A 19,794-nucleotide genomic window follows, 5' to 3' on the forward strand; every position below is an offset into this window, starting at 1 on the left:
TGAATTATTCTTTTAATCCGGCAATATACTTTCCGGCTTTCATTCCTGAGAAAATACACCCACCGAGAAATGTTCCTTCCAAGGCCCGGTAACCATGCATTCCGCCACCTCCAAATCCTGCCACTTCCCCTGCTGCATAAAGTCCTTCAATGATACTGTCATCATCTCTTAAAACCTGTCCGTTCAGATTGGTTTTTATTCCGCCAAGTGTTTTTCTGGTTAAAATATTCAGCCTTACCGCAATCAAAGGTCCGTTTTCAGAAGAGAGGATCTTATGGGGAGCAGCAACTCTTCCAAGCTTATCTCCCAGGTAACTTCTGGTGCTTCTGATGTAGTTAATCTGCGTATCTTTTGAAAACTTATTGTCCAGTTCTCTGTCCCTGGCTTCGATTTGGGATTTTATTTTTTCATAGTTCAGAAGTTGATTGCCAGTCAGCAGATTCATTTTCTCTACCAGATCTTTCAGATTATCTGATACAATGAAATCCTTACCATGTTCTTTAAAGGCTTCAACAGGGCCGGGAGCTTTCTTTCCAAAAATTCTCTTCAGAAAAAGAGCATAGTCTCTATTGGTAATATCCGGATTCTGTTCTGAACCGGATAGAGCAAATTCTTTTTTGATGATTTTTTGGGTCAGAATAAACCAGGAATAGGAATATCCTGTATCCTGAATGTATTTCAACGTTCCCAGCGTATCAAATCCTGGAAGAAAAGGAGCGGGGAGACGATTTCCCTTAGCATCAAACCATAATGAGGAAGGTCCCGGCAATATCCGGATTCCATGATTGGGCCAGATGGGCGCCCAATTTTGTAACCCTTCTGTGTAATGCCACATCCGGTCGCGATTGATAATACTGGCATCTGCATTTTCAGCAATACCAATCATTTTACCATCTACATAGGCCGGAACACCACAAACCATATTTTCGGGTGGAGTTCCCAGTCTTTCGGGCCAGTTTTTCCTTACCAATTCATGATTGGCACCGATACCTCCTGAGGCAATGATAATGTGAGGTGCAGAATATTCAAATTGGGAGATGATGTTTCTATTGGTAGCAACTCCTCTTTCCTGAGTATCATTTTCGAGAATATCACCTTTCAGACCGGTTACTTTTCTGTTTTCTACAGTCAGTTCCGTCACTCTGTGCCGGAATTTCATTTGCAGTAGCCCTTTTTCTTTGGCTTCATATGCTTTTTCCACAAAAGGTTTTATTACTCCTGTACCGGTTCCCCAGCTTACATGAAAACGGGGGACAGAGTTTCCGTGCCCGCTGGCAGATCCGTCACCACGTTCTGCCCAACCTACCATAAACATCAGTCTGATGCCCATTTTGGAAATGTACTCATACTTTTCCCCTGCAGCAAATTTAAGATAGGCTTCTGCCCATTTCCGGGGCCAATAATCTTCATCACGATCAAAACCTGCAGTCCCTTTCCAGTCCTGTAAAGCCAATTCATAAGAATCTTTAATTCCCACTCGCCGTTGCTGGGGTGAATTAATCAGGAAAAGTCCCCCGAATGACCAGAAAGCCTGTCCACCAATATTCTGTTCAGTTTCCTGATCCAGAAGCAGTACTTTTTTCCCAGCATTTGTAATTTCCATTGCTGCTGTAAGTCCTGCCAATCCGGATCCTATGACAATCGCATCTGGCTGGAATTTTTCTTCCATGATAAAGTGTTTTTTTGATTCGCAATACTTTATATAAATGTATAAAATATTTGTATTTAAATAGATACAACCCTTTCAAAAACAATAAGAAATTATTGAGATACCAGAGACTTACAATATTGAAAAATTTAATCCAAAGTTTCAAATTCAATTATGGCACCAAGATCTTCCAGTTGTTTACGGTCATATTCTAACCATTTTTTGTATCCGGTGCTGAATAATATTTTAGGTTTTTTACTGAGTTCAAGAGCTTCTGATCCTGAGAGTCCGAATTGTTTCTTCAGTAATGCAATAACCTTCATTTTATTGGGTCCTATATCCGTAATATACAAATTGACTTCTGATCCTATTGATTCATAAGTTTCTATTGATTCTTCCTCTTCTTCCTCTTCAATACTTGTATAGACTTCTTTCCATAAAGGATTTTCCAGATCTATATTTTCATCAAAATATTGAATTAATGCTTCTTTATCAAATCTTAGATTCTGTATTTCCTGCAGTATTTCCTGAAATGTACTTAAACTTTCGGCTATTTTTACAGGTTCCCAAACTCCCTGACCGTGATAGGCGAAATAGACCGGAAAATCATCTTTAGCCTCATTTAGATCAATAAAAAAAGGATCTGCAAAATAATTGGAAGCCAGAACAATCCAATCTGATTTAAATTCTCCCGGAGCATCACTCGTCAGGTCTTTATTTTCTACTGAGTTATAATGATATCCATCCTGAAAATAATAAATATGTTCTGCAGAAGTATAATTTTCCGGCAACGCAAGTCCTTCAATAATGGCTGGTTCTTTCAAAAACTGCAGAATAGAGGGGAAAGAAGCTATTTTTTGAGCTAAAATGGTATTTTCATTTTGCTTTCTCTCAAGGCTAGCCTCCGAAACGGCATTCTGTTTTCTTTCAAAAGGAAATTTCCGCTGCATCCAGTGCATCAGATCGCGATCCAGTACTTCAAAATCTTTTTCCTGCAATACTCCATATGAACTCAGGTACACTTTTGTATTTCCTGCATCTTTGGAAATAACAGCAACCTGCCCACCGGAATCGTCTGCCACCGGGAGATATTCGGAAATATATTCCTCAAATTCATAAGTATCATAACGTTCCTGTATCTCTTCTACTGTACGAAACACACGGACTACATCAAAAATAATCTCGTCTTTGTATTTTTTAGTAAAAGCCTTAATAAAATTTGCCCAGTGCTCAGGAGGATTCATTTTCATAGAATAAAAATACTTTTAAGTTACCTTAAATCATAGCTAAGCCTTACTATGATTTGTTTTTCTCTACTAAAATACAAAAAAGAGAAATTCATCTGAAGTTTTATCTTTGTAAAAAATCATATTACAATGGAAGAAACTAAACCTTATCCAATATTTGCAGTAGATAAAGACGGAACCCGCCACAGCATTGATGCTGCATCCATTATTATACAGCTCGAAGAAGAGGATATTGAAATATCACTAACCCCGCCACATCCTGTTTTTCAAGGAAAACTGACCTTAGCAACCGGTTCTGCTATTCACGGTAGGGAACAGGAGAGAGGTTCCGGAACCCGATTGATCATTGAACCGGGAGCAGCTAATGTCATCCATATCACTCCTAAAAAGAATAAAACCCTCTAAAACACTGGTAATTATCGGAAAATATAGACCTGAACTCCTTTAAAATTCAACAAATCATTTATATATTTGTGAAAAATAGAAGTATGAAGTATTTGTTTATGATGGTGTGCTTTGTCTGTTCCATCTTCAGCCAGGCACAGCAAGCACAGAATCCGTGGAAAGATAGTCAGCTGATGGATCCGGCATTATTGGCCTCCAGAATTGTAAAACACAAAACCAAGGATTTATTAATCATTTCTGTAGGGCCTGAAGCAATTATCAAAGGTTCTGTAGATATTGGCCCTACTCATGAGCCTGAGAATCTGGAAAAATTAAGAACTTATCTTAAAGATATTCCTAAAAATAAGGAAATTGTAATCTATTGCGGATGCTGTCCTTTCGTAAAATGCCCGAATATTCGTCCTGCATTTAATTTATTGATGGAAATGGGTTTTAAAAATGCTCAACTTTTAAATCTTCCTAAAAACATAAAAACCGATTGGCTGGATAAAGATTATCCAACAAATGATTAATATGAAAACGAGTTGTATACTATTATTTTTAATCCTGTTTTCAGGATGTACCTTCGCTCAAAATAAGATAGAAGTAGGGAAGAAGGCTCCTGAAATAGTAATGTCTCAAGCAGATGGATCTCCATTTTCGCTTTCAAGCTTAAAGGGAAAATTGGTTCTTGTTGATTTCTGGGCCACCTGGTGTGCTCCGTGTGTAGGAGAGCAACCGGAATTGAAAAAGCTATATGACACCTATTCTGATCAGGTAAAAGCTAATAAATTTGAGATCCTGGGTGTTTCTCTGGATAAAAATAAAGAGAGCTGGCAGAAAGCGATTGATCGATTTAGTATCAACTGGCTACAGATCAGTGATTTAAAATTCTGGAAAAGCCCTGTAGCAAAAGCCTATGAAATAGATGAACTGCCTTTCAATGTTATTATTGATGGTGAAGGAACCATCATCGCTAAAAACCTACATGAAAAGGAACTTGAAGAATTTTTAAAGAAAAGTTTAGGTCAGAATTAAGATCGGAAGAATAACGATACAAAAGAGTGGTCAGGGTGGCCACTCTTTTTGTTTTTTGACAGTTGTTTGTGCATTAGAATCGGAGCTGATTTAGCTGTTGTTATCAATCAGAAAGTTATAGAGGGAAGACGTTCCCGATTGATAAGTTTTTTTCGGTCAAGTTTTATTAATTTCTTGAATTAATGCGGTAAAAGTAAGGAATAAATTTACAAAAATCACAATTAAGGGAATAATTAATATGTTAATCTTTGCTTTTAAATAAGTAACAATTAGTTAATAATAGAAGATGAATAAAGGAAAATATTTGTTAACCATCAGAGACAAAACAGGTTAGAATACTTTGAATATTCATTTTCAAAAAATGGAAAAGAATTTCATATGCTGTTAGAAGCAATTCATATACAATAAAAACAAATATTTCATCATGATATCTATCTTAGATTCATGAAAAAGAACTTCTACCTCAGATTTGCATTGTCTGTTATCTTACTTATGCATAGTGTGATTTCTATTTTTAGTGGCGATGTTAATAATTTTGGAATCAATTATCTTAATACCATAGGCTATGCGCCTATAGGACTGTACCTTGCGTGGGCTATAAAACTGACACATCTTGTTTCAGTTCCATTACTTTGGCTGGATCGTTGTATACAACCGGTTGCCATCAGTAATATTATCATTTTGATTTTTGGAATTTATTATATTCATTGGGGGAATGGTTGGTTTGTGGTAGGAGGCGGAAGCAATGGAATTGAATTTAATATTCTTTTGATATTTTCTTTTATCAATCTCGTGTACCCTGAAGTTCGTTTAAAAAAAGGATCAACAAAAATATTGTAATTTGATCTTTATTTTGAACTGTTAAGAAGGATTAATAAAACATTTTTGATATTACTGTATTAATCCTATAGGTTGTTTGTAGATGAAAGAACTGTTTTTATAGCTTTTATATTTTTATATTTGACTGAACAATATTACTTTGTACTTTTAAATCGTAATAAGCTTGAAATCAATCATAAAATCCAAGGTACAGATTCATTTGCTTTTTTGGATATTGTATTATATTCTGGAGGCCTATCTTGACTTTTACTGGTCCAGATACCAGTTTCCGGATTTCACTTGGCAGATACGGCTTCAGAATACCCTTCTTCTGGAACTGGGGTATCTTCTGATTAAAATTCCTCTTGCTTATTTATTATTGTATGTGTATGAAAAGATTCATTTTAATAAGGTTATTAAATGTATTCTCTATATTCTGATTATTATACTCGCCGTTTTAGGACATCGGTTTTTTACCCATTATATTATTTATCCTTATATCTATGGAGTCACTGAGACTTTAGGTGATAAGCAGCCTTCCGGATTTATCAACGGTCTGGTGGCTTTCAATTCCTTTATGGATCTTATTTTTATGGTTGGATTGGTTTTCGGAGTAGAAATTACAAGACAGAAAAACATGCTGAAAGAACAGATTTCTCAATTGAAATCGGAAAAACTGGATCAGGAACTTACCATGTTAAAAGCCCAGATCAATCCTCACTTTCTGTTTAACACTCTGAATAATATCTATGGAATGGCTCTTAAAAAGGCAGATGAAACCCCTGATGTAATTCTCCAGCTCTCCAAAATCATGCGGTACAATATCTATGAAGCGGCTGAAAAAAGTATTTCCATAGAAAAAGATATTGAAAATATTAAGGATTTTTTACAGATTCAGAAAATAAGACATCACCATCTTAGTGTGCAATTACAGGAAAGCATTGATAATCCTTCTCAGGAAATTTCACCGCTTATCCTGATTCAGTTTGTTGAAAATGCTTTTAAGCATGGTGTTTCCGAAAGTCTGGGAGAGTCTTTTATTACCATTGATATTAAACTGGCAGACGGAATTCTTACCTATTCTATTGAAAATTCCAAAGAAGAGAGAGCTCATCAGCATTCTACTAAAATAGGACTGAAAAATATCCGCCGCCAGCTTGAACTGCTTTATCCTAAACACAGGCTAACTGTTGAGAATAAAACTGACCGATATATTGTGCAACTCAAAATTGATTTCAATGATACATCCAACCTCTAAAAAATACAACTGTATTATTGTAGAAGACGAGCCCATTGCCGCAGAAATTCTCGAAACTTTTATTTCCCGGGATCCGGAACTGAATCTGACAGGCACATGTTCTGATGCTGTACATGCAAGCAATCTTTTGAGTATTCATAAAGTAGATCTGATGTTCTTAGATCTTCATCTCCCGGTGGTTAAAGGCTTTGAATTTTTGAAACAGCTGAAGAATCCGCCATTTGTGATTGTAACAACAGCCTATCATCAATATGCAGTAGAGGGATATGAACTGAATATTGCAGATTATTTACTGAAACCTATTCCTTATGAACGGTTTGTAACAGCCGTTGGTAAATTTAAATACTTAATGGAAGCTGAAGATGCCTTACTGGAAATGGCTGAACGCGATCATATTTTTATCAGCAGTGGCAAGAAACAGATTAAGATCATTCTACAGGACATTTTTTATATCGAAAGTTTAAGGGAATACATTCATATTCATACTAAAACAGAGACATTTACCTTTAAAATGCCAATCAGTAAAATAGAGACAAGTCTAAACCCGAATATCTTTACCCGTATTCATAAGTCCTATATTATTTCCAAACCAAAAATCGAAGTAAAATCTGCAACCGTTGTACAGATTAAAGGCAAAAAGCTTCCTATTGGCCGGACTTACAAGCCATTTATTGACTTGTAGGATTTAAAACCACCCCGTTAAAAATTAGAGGAATTTTTGCCACCCCTTCAGAGGAGGGGAATGTATAGTCCTTCAATTCAGGAGTTGTGGAAGCTGCAGATTTCCAAAGTATTTTAAATCATTTAAAATACTGTAATATATTTTATTCCAGTAATAACAAAAACAATCTCCGTAACTCATTACTCATATTTTAGTAGACTGCATCCTGCCATTCATATATAGATTTCACGATATTCTTCACCAATTATTGAATTTTGAATAAACAATAAGCAAAATCAATAATTATGAAATATAAGTTAAAGCTTTTAAGTGCGGGAGTCGCTTTTTTTATCGGAAGCGAAACCTATTTCAGCCAGGGAAAACAGGACACCCTTATCACAAACAATATTGAAGGGATTGTTGTCACCGCATTAGGAATCAAAAGAGAAAAAAGATCTTTAGGGTATTCTACACAGGAGGTAAAAGGGGAAGATCTCAGCAAAAATCCTACAACCAATTTCTTGAATAATTTATCAGGGAAAGTGGCAGGGCTTGAGATCAGGCAGTCTACCAACTTCGGAGGCTCAATAGATGCCGTATCAAGAGGGTATAAATCTATTTTGGGTGATAACCAGGCTTTATTTGTCGTAGATGGAGTTCCCATTATCAATAGGAATATAAATTCAACGGTTCAGCAAAACGGAGGTGGTGGTTATGATTACGGAAGTCCTGTTTCGGATATCAATCCTAATGATATTGAAACAGTGAATGTATTAAAAGGGGCTGCTGCAACAGCTTTATATGGATCCAGAGCGCAAAACGGGGCTATCATCATCACTACTAAAAAGGGAAAGAAAAACTCACAGGGCATCGGATTGGAATACAGTGGAAGTATTTCTGTATCTACTGTTGATAAATCCACTTTTCCGGAATACCAGACACAATATGGACAGGGATACTGGGGAAATTATTTTCCGCCATACAAGAATGAACCAATGGCAATTTTGTGGCATGATGCCTCTTACGGAGCTCCATATGATCCCAATCTTATGGTATGGCAATATGATGCCTTCATCCCCGGTTCCAAAAACTTTGGAAAGAAAACACCCTGGGTAATGGCTAAAAACGGACCGATTACCTTCTTTGAAAAGGCTATTAACCAAACCAATAATATTGCTTTGAGTGGCGGAAATGATAAGGCAACCTTCAGACTGAGCTATTCTAACACCAATGCTACGGATATTATGCCTAATTCTTCCTTAATGAAAAATAATTTTGGCGGAAATGCAACTTATAAGATTACCGATAAACTTACAGCAACTCTTTTTGCAAATTATATCACACAAAGAACCAAAGGAAGAAATTCCACAGGATATACGGACAATATTATGACCGGATTCCGACAGTGGTGGGCAACCAATATAGATATTCAGGATCAGAAATATCTTTATGATACTTACCATAAAAACTATACATGGAATATAAAAGGACCGGATAATCTTTCTCCTTCTTATTGGGATAATCCTTATTTTTCACGGTATCAGAATTATCAGAATTATCAGAATGACAATAGAGACCGTTTTGCCGGAAACTTCAGCCTGAACTATGATGTTTCAAAAAGCATCAATATTCTGGGAAGAGTAGGAATTGACGGGTATACCATGATGACTGAGGAAAGAAAAGCAGTAGGTTCCATGCCGGCTTTTTTCAGCTTTAATCCTATAGAACAGCCTTCGGGATATGCTGTTACGAATCTCCGCTTTACAGAAACCAATTATGACCTGATCGCTACTTATAAAAATAATGTTGCAGAGGACTTAAATCTGCAGGCATTATTGGGAGGCAATGTCAATGTACAGTCAAATTATTCCAATGCACAGACAACAACAGGAGGTTTATATATTCCTGATCTTTATACTATTTCCAATTCGGCATCCACTCCTGCCAAACCTATTGTAAACGATAATACAAAATATATTTATGGCGCATTTGTACAGGCTTCTCTAGGATATAAAAACACTTATTATCTGGAAGGAACTTTCAGAAGAGATCAGTCTACCTCATTACCTAAAGCAAAACAGGTTTATTATTATCCTTCCGTTTCTGCCAGTGTTGTATTCTCCAATCTGTTGAAACAACCATGGTTAAGTTTCGGAAAGATAAGAGCAGCGTATGCAGAAGTAGGTTCGGATACTAATGCAGATCAACTAAGAAACAGATACATTCCTCAGGCATCTATAGATAATAATCCTGTGTATTCTTACAATACTTCTTTAAGGAATGCAGACCTTCTTCCCCAGAAACTGAAAAATCTTGAAATAGGAACCAACATGCAGTTTTTAAAAAACAGGATAGGAATAGATCTTTCCTGGTTCAGAAATATTGCATTTGATCAAATATTACCCCTTCCCATTTCACTGGCAACGGGCTCTCTGTCTAAAATTCAGAATACAGGTGAGCTTACCACAAAAGGGATTGAACTTACTTTGAATGTGACTCCATTGAAATCTGAATATTTTAACTGGGATATGTCTATTAACTGGTCTAATCCCAAAACTAAAGTCACAGCTTTACGGGAAGGTATAGAAAATATTACACTTGGATCCCTACAGGGTGGTATTTCCATTAATGCTCCCCTCAACGAGGAATATGGAAGTATCTGGGGAGCAGATTTTGTGTATGATCCCAATGGGAACAAGATTATAGGAAATAATGGGGCTTATCTGCATACTGATGACAGCAATCATAATCTTGGGAGTTTTCAGTCTGATTTTGTGGCAGGCCTGAATAATTCATTTACTTATAAAAACTTTAATTTAAGCTTTCAGATCGATTGGAAAAAAGGAGGAAAAGTATTTTCGCTGGATCAGTATTATGGTTATGGAACTGGACTTTATCCGGATTCTGTAGGCTTTAATGATCTTGGAAATCCTGTCAGAAATCCTTTAGATAATGGTGGCGGTGTTATTTTACCGGGTGTAATGCAGAATCCTAATAATCCGGGGCAATATATTCCCAATACCATCCGCCTTGACCGTTCAATGTCCAGCCAGACGCTGGAAACCGATCCTCCTGTGGCAGCATTTGTGTACGATGCAAGTTTTATCAAGCTTCGCCAGGTATCTGTTTCTTATACCTTCAACAATCAATTCTTAAAAAAGGCAGGGATCCAGAACCTTACACTTGGACTGACAGGAAGCAACCTGTGGATTATTCATAAGAATCTTCCTTATGCAGATCCGGAATCCGGGCTTTCATCAGGAAGTATCCAGGGATATCAATCCGGAGTAATGCCTTCTACCAGAAACTTCGCCTTTAATCTGAAAGTTAATTTTTAAAACCGTTACCATGAAAAACATTATAATAAGCTCTCTTTTAGTACTGGCCCTTACAAACTGTACATCAGATCATGTGAATGATGATGCCAATGTAGCCTATACTATGGCTCCTGAGCCTCTTCTCACGTATGCAGAAAAAGAACTCAGTGATTATATGACCACTCCGAGCGTCAATGAAAATAATTTTCGCCTTACTATGCAATACTGGCAGGAAGTAACCTATGTAAGTGAAAGTAATTATAATTTTACAGCAAGAAATGTCTCCAATAATGTGTGGGCAGACAATTATGTGAATGTTCTGAATAATCTGAATAAGGCTAAAGAACTTATAGAACAATATCAGCCCACAGCCTCAGAAGTGAATACCTGGCCTGCAAAGAAACGGAATCAGCTGGCTATTATTGATATTCTTTCAGTATATACATTTCAGACCATGGTTGATACTTTTGGTGACATTCCTTACAGTCAGGCTCTTAATTATGATAAATTTCCTCTTCCTACCTACGAAAATGATACAGAGATTTACGGAAAATTAATCCATCGCTTACAAACAGATCTCAATAATCTGGAAGAGGGAGAAGGCAGTTTCGGTTCGGGAGATATTCTTTACAGAGGAGATATAGGAAAATGGAAAAAATTTGGAAATTCTCTGCTTTTAAAATTAGGAATTGCTCTTTCCGACGTTAATCCTGCACTGGCTCAATCTACTATCAATGCAGCGATTACAGGAGGAGTTATTACCAATGAAACAGATAATGCTCTTTTTAAGTATCAGGCTGAAACGCCCAACTTTAACCCATTGTTTGAAAATATTGCCAATAGTGGGAGGGATGATTTTTTTGGAGGAAAGCCTTTTATAGATTTTCTTAATGCCACTTCCGATCCCAGAAGAACTCAATACTTTCAGGATGTACATGGTGAATATATTGGTCAGGTAATAGGAGTATCAGGTGTTTTCTCAGATTTTTCTGCTCCGGGGATTTTCGCTTACATTCCTGTTACTCCCGGAAAACTAATGACCAGTACTGAAGTTGCTTTTTACCTTACAGAAGCAGCGGCCAGATTTGGAATTGGCGGAAGTCCCGGGGGTCTTTATCAGAATGCTGTACAGGCCTCTTTTCTGGAGTGGGGGCTTTCTACCCAGGATGCACAGAACTACCTTTCAAATAATCCTTATGATGCTTCCAACTGGAAAAAATCTATTGGAGAGCAGGCATGGGTTGCTATGTACAACCATCCTGTAGTATCCTGGAATTTTTACCGGAGATTAGACTTTCCGGTTTTACAGGCTCCACCTACCGCTATTGCCAATGCTGGCGGAAAAGTTCCTGTAAGACTTCAGTATCCAACATTAGAAGCAACAACTAATGGAACTAATTATGCCAAAGCTTCAGCAGCCATTGGTGGTGATAAACTCACAACAAAAGTTTTCTGGGATGTTCAGTAAATAAGTTTTTTACTTTTTTCATATCAATTATTTTATACATGAAGCCTGTATTTTTATAATGCAGGCTTTTTTACTGCTATTAGAGTTACCGTTTTAGTGGTTAAAAAAGTTTAAGTCCAATGATTCCTACTACAATCAGCAATGCTGATAGTAATCTTAAGATACTTGCTGAGTCCTGAAAAAGTATAATACCTACTAATAAAGTTCCTACTGCACCAATTCCTGTCCACACAGCATATGCCGTCCCAATGGGAATACTTTTCTGAGCATACCAGAGAAAACCACCACTCACTGCCATACATGCGATTGAAAACATGATCCAGTTCCATTTATTATTTTCAGGCTGCTGAGATAGCTTAAGTCCCAACGGCCATCCGATTTCAAAAATTCCTGCAATAATTAACGCAATCCAGTTCATACTATTTATTTTAATGATTAGGAATGAAAATCTATCACTAATGACTCCCAATTTATTTTAATGGTCATCATTATACTATTTCATCCTTCTCAATTACCATACAAAGGTATCAGGATCTACTCATATCCAGAGGTAGAAACTAAGTGATCCTGCAGAAAACACAGATAAATCGTATTATTCTGAGAATGAAACGATAAACATCTTAAACCAATCTAAGTTTAAATAACCAAAATATTTGATATCTTTAAATTATAAAAAACAGATCTATTTAATTTACTTCAGATATGCTAACAGATATCATTACCTCTAATCTCAATGTAATCTTTTGCGGAATTAATCCAGGCTTAAAATCCTCCAACGATGGCCATCATTTTTCAGGGAGGAGCAACCGTTTTTGGAAAGTTCTTCATCTCTCAGGTTTTACTCCTTATGAGATTGAAGCGGTGAATGATACTGTTATTCTAGAATTCGGGTGCGGGTTAACAACGGCTGTTGCAAGAGCAACTTCCCGCGCTGATGAACTTTCAAAGGAAGAGTTTGATGATGCTCTTGAAACGTTTAAGGCCAAAATAACAGAATTTCAGCCTCAGTATGTAGCTTTTCTGGGTAAGGCTGCTTATAAAGCCTTTTCTAAAAAGAAAGAAATTCAATGGGGACAACAACCGGAGGATTTTTGTGGGGCAAAAGTCTGGGTTTTACCTAATACAAGTGGTTTAAATCGTGGATTTTCTTTGGATGACCTTGTTGCTTATTACAAAGAGTTTTATCAGACCATTCATCCATCGTAAAATCTATATTATGTTGGGCTTGCTCACATATTTATTTCCCTTCACAAAAAAACGCCAGGGTAATAATGCATCTTCCTGTGCATAAGCAACTCCTATGCGAGGCCCTGTGACGATATCTTCAGAAGGATACTGAATTCCGTGATCTTCAATCCATATTTCATTTCCGGTCAGATCTTTTTTATTAAATGAACGATCAATTCCCAGAGCTTTAGCAGCAGATCCGGGGCCAGAGGAAATTGCAGCTTTAGAAGCGGGCATATTTCTTCTGTTTTCCATAATCTCAGTTCCGATTAACGGTTCAATAGCTCTCACCAGAACGGCATGAGGCTCATCTTCCACAGAAGTTACCACATTGAAAAGATGGTGAATGCCATAACATAAATACACGTAAGAAATTCCGCCATGGCTGTACAATGTCTCAGTTCGGTCTGTACGTTTGCCTCCGTAAGCATGAGAAGCTTTGTCATAAATTCCATTATAAGCTTCCGTTTCTACAATAATTCCGGCTGTTATTTCACCATTAATTTCTGTAAAAAGTACTTTTCCCAAAAGATCCTGAGCCAGAAAAAGGACGTCTTGGGCTGAATAATAGGAGAGTGGTAGTTTCAATTGATTTATGTTTGCCTAAAATTAGTAATAATTTGTTATATGAAGGGCTGGAAGAGGGAAGCTTGAGGCTGGAAGTTACTATTGGACATATATAACTTTTGAATTACATTTTTAACTTCAGTAAAGCATTGTTGAAAAAGAAATAAAAGAGGTTGGAGGCGGGAAGAGGGAAGCTGGAGGTTACTATTTCGTTGATAACTTCTGAATGACATTTCTAACTTGATTAAAACACTATTTAAATGCAATAGCCAACTGTACAGCAACTTTGCTGATAAAGCCGGTTTAAGATTAAAAAAGGAGAAGCAAACATTTTAGAGGAAGCTACTGCAGAAATTCAAAAGGAACAGATGAAAGTACAGCTGAAAAAAAATAGAATCGCCTCCTGACTGCAAGTACTTCCAGCTCCCAGCCTCCCTCTTCCTTTCTCCTTTTCTTCCTTACTCAAAAAAAGCCCCACATTCCTGTGAGACTTCTATTGATTATCTTATCTTCCTCCCGGAGGACAGTGTTCTTTTAAATATTTGGTAAACATTGTAGCCAGGTGCAATGATGTTCCTTCACCTTCACTGATAGAGTGAGTTCTGTTGGGATAAGACATCAGCTGAAACTGTTTGTTATATTTTACAAGTTCATTAATGTAAACTTCTGTATTCTGATAATGCACGTTATCATCACCTGTTCCGTGAACCAGTAACAGATTCCCTTTAAGGTTTTTAGCATAAGCCAGAGGAGAACCGTTTACAAAATCTTCTCTGTTTTCCTGCGGAAGTCCCATATAACGTTCCTGATAGATATTATCATAGAATAATTGATTGGCTACCGGGGCAATGGCGATTCCGGTCTGGTAAATATCAGGATATTGTCCTAAAAGATTTAATGTGGAAGAACCACCGCCGCTCCAGCCCCAAACAGCCACTCTGGAAGTATCTATATAAGACCATTTTGCAAACAGCGCTTTAGCACCCATAGCCTGATCGCGAATATTCAGCTGTCCTATTTTACGGTAGATAGATTTTCTCCATTCACGCCCTTTAGGAGCAGGAGTTCCGCGATTTTCAAGGGAAACATACAGATACCCGTCCTGAGCCATATCTCCAACATATAAACCATTCTTTCCTGCGTAGAAATTGTCTGTTACGGTTTGCGATCCGGGTTCACCATATACCATAAACACAATCGGGTATTTTTTATTAGGATCAAAATCTTTAGGTTTTACTACCCATCCGTCTAAGGTAACACCATCCTGTGTAGTAATCTGGAAAAATTCTGTTTTGGATCTCGCCGGATCTGCTTTTGAGACACTCTTGGCAGCTACAAGCTCTTTATGTTCCGGAAGTGATACCACAGCTCCTGCCGAACGCACATTGACACTGCTGTTGTTAAACATTGCAATTTTTCCGTTGGGAGATATTGTATATTGATTGGATCCGGTGTACGCTGCAGGAGTGATTTTTTGAGCTTTTCCGCCCTGCATACTTACTTTGTACAGATATTTCTGGGCAGCATTATCAGGGGAAGCCAAAAAGTAGATCAGCTTGTTCTGAACATCAAAAAACTCAGGTTTAATCACATCAAAAGCATCTTTTGTAATCAACGTTTCCTTACCGTTCATATCTATTTTATAAATATGTCTCCAGCCGTCTTTTTCAGAAAGCCATAAGAACTCTTTACCATTGTTGATCCAGTCCCAGCCACTTGGGTCATTGTCATTCCAGCGGGATTTGATGTCAATCCATGCTGCATCTGTTTCCGTATGAATGGTTTTACTGCTTCCGGACTGAGCGTCTGCCACTATAATTTTACTCTGATTCTGTTTTCTGTTAAGCTGTTGCAAAATAATAGATTTAGAATCCGATACCCATTCCATTCTGGGAATATAATGTTGTACCTCGTCACCTGCAATGTCTGCTTTCTTCGAAGATTTTGCAGCAAGATCATAGAACCAGATGCTGCATCCCGAAGGATTTTCACCCACTTTCGGATATTCTACAGGAACGGTAAATGAATACAGGCTGTCTGTATTATTAATCATCAGGAAGTTTTTAGTATCCCGTGCATCCAGCTTCCAGTAAGCAATTTTGCTTCCGTCCGGAGACCATCTGAAACCATCCTGAGTCCCGAACTCTTCCTCATAGGCCCAATCAAAAGTTCCGTTAATCATTCGGTCTGTACCATCATTAGTAATCTTAGTAAGCTGATTATTAGAAAGGTCTTCAATATAAATATTATGCTTAGATACATAAGCCACCTTTTTACCATCAGGAGAGAACTTTGCAAACATTAATGATGAGGTGGGCAAGCTTTTCCCAAGCTGTGTGAGCTTTTTGGTATTTTTATCAAAGATCCAATAATCTCCACGGGTATTATCGCGCCATACTTTCTGGGTATTGGTAAAAAGCAATAAACTTTTCCCATCCGGTGAAACCTGAAAGCTCTGTACTTCTAAAGCTGTAGAGCTTCCGGAAGGAATTAATTCATTATTGCTTAAAAAAGCCTGATCTTTTCCAGGATTCAGTACGTCAATAATCCCGACACCATTTTGGGTAAATGAGTAATAAGCATTACCATCAGGAGTCCATTGCGTTTTCTGTGCTGCAAATGGTGACAAACACAGAAAATATAATGCTACAATTGTTAGTTTTTTTATCTTTTTCATATATAAAATCGGAATTAAGCTAAATGCTCTGCTCTGTAGTTTTCAATTTCATCAACGGTTGTAATCAATCCGTTTCCAAGAAGTCTGTAACCGTGATCTGTAATCAGGAAATCATCTTCCACACGAACTCCACCGAAGTTTCGATATTCATTTACCTTATCGTAATTAATGAATTCCGCACTTTTATTTTCGGCCTGCCAGATATCAATAAGTTCTGGAATCATATAAATGCCAGGCTCCACCGTTACTACATAACCTGATTCTAAGGCTTTTCCTAAACGTAAAGATTTAAGACCAAATGTTTGGGTATCTTTTGGTTCCTCTTCTGTGTATCCAATATACTGTTCGCCAAGATCTTCCATATCATGTACATCCAATCCCATCATATGTCCCAGTCCACATTGGAAAAACAGAGTATGAGCATTGTTTTTCACGGCTTCTTCAGGGTTCCCTTTCATCAAGCCCAAATCAACAAGTCCTTCTACCAGATATTCAGAAGCTTTCAGGTAAATATCTTTAAATTTAACTCCCGGTTTCAAAAGATTCTGAGCGTTATTGAATGAATTCAAAACCACGTCATACATTTCTTTTTGTTTTGTACTAAAGGTTCTGCTTACAGGAAATGTTCTGGTTAAGTCACCTGCATATCCCATAGCCGTTTCTGCTCCGGAATCATTCAGGAAAAGATCCCCTTCCTTCAAAGTATTAAGACGGTAATGATTATGAAGTATTCCACCGTTTATAGTTACGATCGGTGGGTAAGACATCTGGCACTCTTTATTGGCTGCAAGATATTGAATAGCGTTGGCGATCTCATATTCTTTAACACCAGGTTGAGCCATTCGCATTGCCAGTAAATGCATCTCATTGGATACATTCACAACTTCTTCGATCTGTACAATTTCCTGGGCTTCCTTTATAGAACGTTGTTTTACAACAGCTTTAATCATCTCCACAGAAGGCTGTAATTCTGCAATCTTAATCCCTAAAAGGTCCGTCAGTAAGATTTTATTGGAAGGCTGATAGGGTGGAAGATAATGTACCTTTCTACCGGATCCCTGTGCTTTTATAAGGTATTGAGAAAGCTCCACATACGGTAAAGTTTCCTGTACACCGGATTTTTGGCTTTTCTCTTTCAACGTTTCCTGTCTGCCCATCCATACAATGTCATCAATACTCAGTTCATCTCCGAAAACAATGGTCTTATTTTCATCAATATCAATGATAGCTGCAATCTTAGGTTCCTGAATTCCGAAATAATATAGGAAAGTACTGTCCTGGCGGAAATAATAAGGATTATGCTCAAAGTTTACAGGATTCTCTATATTTCCTAAAAACAATAGAATTCCACTCGCCACATTGCTCTGCAATACGGCTCTTCTGTCTTGATAAGTCTGTGCTGAAAACATATATTATGAATACTTTTTATTTTAAAAGTTTAAAGTTACGATTTTGTACTACTTGAAGCACTTTATTCATTAAAATTATGAAGATGTAAAGTTTGTATTTTAATCTGATATTTAATGTTCATATTTTACTTAAATTCGGTAATATTTTAACCTACTCCTTCATTGGTTTTATAAAGTATTGATTATATGAAGAGCCTTCAGTTTTCAGTCCCTGCTGACACCAACAAAAGTATCCGTATTCAGGAAGATATTATGCCTAATTTCTATCCTTATTTCCATCGGCATACAGAAACACAGATCATGTGGATCCTTAAAGGGCATGGTACTCTGGCGATAGAACAAAACCTCTTCACCTTTGAATCTGGAGATATTTTTTATCTGGGCGCCAATCAGTCTCACGTTTTCAAAGGAGATTTTAAAGAAAATGAAAAGCAAAAAGTTCATGCGATCTCTATATTCTTCGATCCTGATAAAAAAATAGCCGCCTTTTTTGATTTACCCGAATTTGAAGAGCTTAAAAATTTCATTGAACACTCAAAAGTAGGATTCCAGGTTGGTTCAAAATTAAAAGCAAGTGTAGGAGAGAGTATGGCAGCCTTACAAAAAACACAGGGAATAGAACAAATCATAGGCTTTATAAAGATTTTAAACCACTTGATGCAGAACAGACATCTGCATATCCCCCTTTCTTCAGAAAAGAATCTGCCTAATCATATTTCAGACAATGATCAGCGAATTATAGATGCCCAAAACTATATTAAAAAAAATTTCACTCAATATAAGCTTACTCTTGATGCCATTGCAAAAGAGGCCTGCATGACTCCACAGGCATTCTGTAGATCCTTTAAAAAACGCACCCGAATTACTTATATTCAATACCTTAATGAATTACGGGTACAAAGAGCCTGCAGATTATTAACCTCCAGCAGTATGTACAGCATTTCATCCGTTGCGTTTAACAGCGGATTCAACAGTCTTACCAACTTCAACCGAGTATTTAAATCCATCATGAAGTACTCTCCAAAAGAATATCTGAAGCATTATAAAGAGGCTACTACAGACCACGAATAATCACATGTTAAAATACGGTTAGAATACATTAAAATATTAACATTTACCGTTTTAAAATTCACTTAGTTTTGAATAAATATTATTTGATATGAGTACAAAACTAAACTGGGAAGGGATTTATCCTGCTGTATTAACTCCTTTTACAAAAGAGGGAAAGATTGATTTTGAAATGTTTGCAGTCAATACAGAAGCCCAGATTAAAGCCGGACTTCACGGAATTATCCTTGCCGGAACATTAGGGGAAGCCAGTACGCTGGAAACCGAAGAAAAATTTGAACTTCTTCAATATGCTAAAAAGATTACAGCAGGCAGAATTCCCATTATCCTTAACCTTTCTGAAAATACAACCAAAAATGCTATAAAATTTGCTCAAAAAGCAAAAGAACTAGGAGCTGACGGATTAATGTTACTTCCTCCAATGCGTTACAAAGCAGACAGTCGTGAAGTGGTAGAATATTTCAAAGCCGTTGCCACTGCTACGGACCTTCCGATTCTTATCTATAATAACCCGGTAGATTACGGAATTTATGTAACGCTTGAGATGTTTGATGAGCTTATAAAATATCCAACCATTCAAGCTGTTAAAGAATCCACAAGAGATCTGGCGAATGTAACCAGAATGATTAACCGTTTTGGAAACAGAATCAAAATTCTTGGCGGAGTAGATACCATTTGCCTTGAAACCTTACTACTTGGTGCCGATGGATTGGTAGCAGGACTTGTAGATGCTTTCCCTAATGAAACAATGGCCATGTATAACCATGTTAAAGCAGGTCAATATGATAAAGCAGTAGCCATTTACAGATGGTTTATGCCATTATTGGAACTGGATATTCATCCTAAACTTATCCAATACATTAAACTGGCAGCCACCGCTGAAGGAATCAGTAATCCCTATGTAAGAGCTCCGCGTCTTGAAATTCAGGGCGAAGAAGCTGAAAGAATCTATAAGATTATTGAAGAGGGTAGAACCAACCGTCCAACATTAGACTAATTCCAAAAC

17 protein-coding genes are annotated in these 19,794 nt (G+C 37.2%); 11 read left to right on the top strand and 6 right to left on the bottom strand.

The genetic code is table 11. The annotated features are described in order from the left end of the window. Window positions 1-4: 4 nt before the first annotated feature. Window positions 5-1,669, bottom strand: a complete 1,665-nt coding sequence (locus tag DRF65_RS22015) for an FAD-binding dehydrogenase (RefSeq protein ID WP_115972890.1) — start codon at window positions 1,667-1,669, stop codon at window positions 5-7. Between the two features lie 128 nt (window positions 1,670-1,797). Next, window positions 1,798-2,898 carry an SMI1/KNR4 family protein gene (locus tag DRF65_RS22020; protein ID WP_115972891.1) on the bottom strand — a complete coding sequence of 367 codons (1,101 nt, stop codon included), beginning with the start codon at window positions 2,896-2,898 and terminating at the stop codon, window positions 1,798-1,800. A 126-nt stretch (window positions 2,899-3,024) separates the two neighbouring features. On the opposite strand from DRF65_RS22020, the gene DRF65_RS22025 reads away from it, so the two are divergent. The 8 genes from DRF65_RS22025 (at window position 3,025) to DRF65_RS22060 (ending at window position 11,840) form a co-directional block, all read left to right on the top strand. After that, the gene (locus tag DRF65_RS22025) at window positions 3,025-3,300 is read left to right on the top strand and encodes a hypothetical protein (RefSeq protein ID WP_115972892.1); all 276 of its coding nucleotides are present in this window, start codon (window positions 3,025-3,027) and stop codon (window positions 3,298-3,300) included. An 83-nt stretch (window positions 3,301-3,383) separates the two neighbouring features. Then, a complete protein-coding gene (locus tag DRF65_RS22030) occupies window positions 3,384-3,812 on the top strand; it encodes a rhodanese-like domain-containing protein (RefSeq protein ID WP_115972893.1) in 429 nt (142 codons plus the stop codon). A gap of 1 nt (window position 3,813) precedes the next feature. Continuing rightward, entirely contained in the window at window positions 3,814-4,317 is a 504-nt protein-coding gene (locus DRF65_RS22035) for a TlpA family protein disulfide reductase (RefSeq protein ID WP_228438884.1), read from the top strand. A gap of 444 nt (window positions 4,318-4,761) precedes the next feature. After that, window positions 4,762-5,157 carry a DoxX family protein gene (locus DRF65_RS22040; protein ID WP_115972895.1) on the top strand — a complete coding sequence of 132 codons (396 nt, stop codon included), beginning with the start codon at window positions 4,762-4,764 and terminating at the stop codon, window positions 5,155-5,157. Window positions 5,158-5,320: 163 nt separating this feature from the next. Further along, entirely contained in the window at window positions 5,321-6,394 is a 1,074-nt protein-coding gene (locus tag DRF65_RS22045; RefSeq protein WP_115972896.1) for a sensor histidine kinase, read from the top strand. After that, entirely contained in the window at window positions 6,375-7,076 is a 702-nt protein-coding gene (locus tag DRF65_RS22050) for a LytR/AlgR family response regulator transcription factor (RefSeq protein WP_185148480.1), read from the top strand. The genes DRF65_RS22045 and DRF65_RS22050 overlap by 20 nt, the downstream gene beginning before the upstream one ends. Window positions 7,077-7,360: 284 nt before the next feature. Further along, window positions 7,361-10,393, top strand: coding sequence for a SusC/RagA family TonB-linked outer membrane protein (locus DRF65_RS22055; protein WP_115972897.1), 3,033 nt, complete (start codon window positions 7,361-7,363; stop codon window positions 10,391-10,393). 10 nt (window positions 10,394-10,403) lie between these two features. Then, the gene (locus DRF65_RS22060; protein ID WP_115972898.1) at window positions 10,404-11,840 is read left to right on the top strand and encodes a SusD/RagB family nutrient-binding outer membrane lipoprotein; all 1,437 of its coding nucleotides are present in this window, start codon (window positions 10,404-10,406) and stop codon (window positions 11,838-11,840) included. Between the two features lie 100 nt (window positions 11,841-11,940). Here DRF65_RS22060 and DRF65_RS22065 read toward each other — a convergent pair whose 3' ends face one another. Continuing rightward, a complete protein-coding gene (locus DRF65_RS22065) occupies window positions 11,941-12,258 on the bottom strand; it encodes a DMT family transporter (protein ID WP_115972899.1) in 318 nt (105 codons plus the stop codon). A 284-nt stretch (window positions 12,259-12,542) separates the two neighbouring features. Between DRF65_RS22065 and mug the strand changes: the two genes are divergently transcribed. Next, a complete protein-coding gene (gene mug, locus DRF65_RS22070) occupies window positions 12,543-13,046 on the top strand; it encodes a G/U mismatch-specific DNA glycosylase (RefSeq protein ID WP_115972900.1) in 504 nt (167 codons plus the stop codon). A 3-nt stretch (window positions 13,047-13,049) separates the two neighbouring features. Here mug and DRF65_RS22075 read toward each other — a convergent pair whose 3' ends face one another. From DRF65_RS22075 to DRF65_RS22085, 3 genes are all read right to left on the bottom strand, one after another. Further along, the gene (locus DRF65_RS22075; protein WP_115972901.1) at window positions 13,050-13,655 is read right to left on the bottom strand and encodes a DNA-3-methyladenine glycosylase; all 606 of its coding nucleotides are present in this window, start codon (window positions 13,653-13,655) and stop codon (window positions 13,050-13,052) included. Window positions 13,656-14,139: 484 nt separating this feature from the next. Further along, window positions 14,140-16,311, bottom strand: coding sequence for a S9 family peptidase (locus DRF65_RS22080; RefSeq protein ID WP_115972902.1), 2,172 nt, complete (start codon window positions 16,309-16,311; stop codon window positions 14,140-14,142). Between the two features lie 14 nt (window positions 16,312-16,325). After that, the gene (locus tag DRF65_RS22085) at window positions 16,326-17,720 is read right to left on the bottom strand and encodes an aminopeptidase P family protein (protein ID WP_115972903.1); all 1,395 of its coding nucleotides are present in this window, start codon (window positions 17,718-17,720) and stop codon (window positions 16,326-16,328) included. Between the two features lie 186 nt (window positions 17,721-17,906). On the opposite strand from DRF65_RS22085, the gene DRF65_RS22090 reads away from it, so the two are divergent. Then, window positions 17,907-18,791, top strand: a complete 885-nt coding sequence (locus DRF65_RS22090) for an AraC family transcriptional regulator (protein WP_115972904.1) — start codon at window positions 17,907-17,909, stop codon at window positions 18,789-18,791. Between the two features lie 88 nt (window positions 18,792-18,879). Then, window positions 18,880-19,785, top strand: coding sequence for a dihydrodipicolinate synthase family protein (locus DRF65_RS22095; RefSeq protein ID WP_115972905.1), 906 nt, complete (start codon window positions 18,880-18,882; stop codon window positions 19,783-19,785). Window positions 19,786-19,794 lie beyond the last annotated feature (9 nt).

The organism is Chryseobacterium pennae (genome assembly GCF_003385515.1).
Lineage (GTDB): Bacteria > Bacteroidota > Bacteroidia > Flavobacteriales > Weeksellaceae > Chryseobacterium > Chryseobacterium pennae.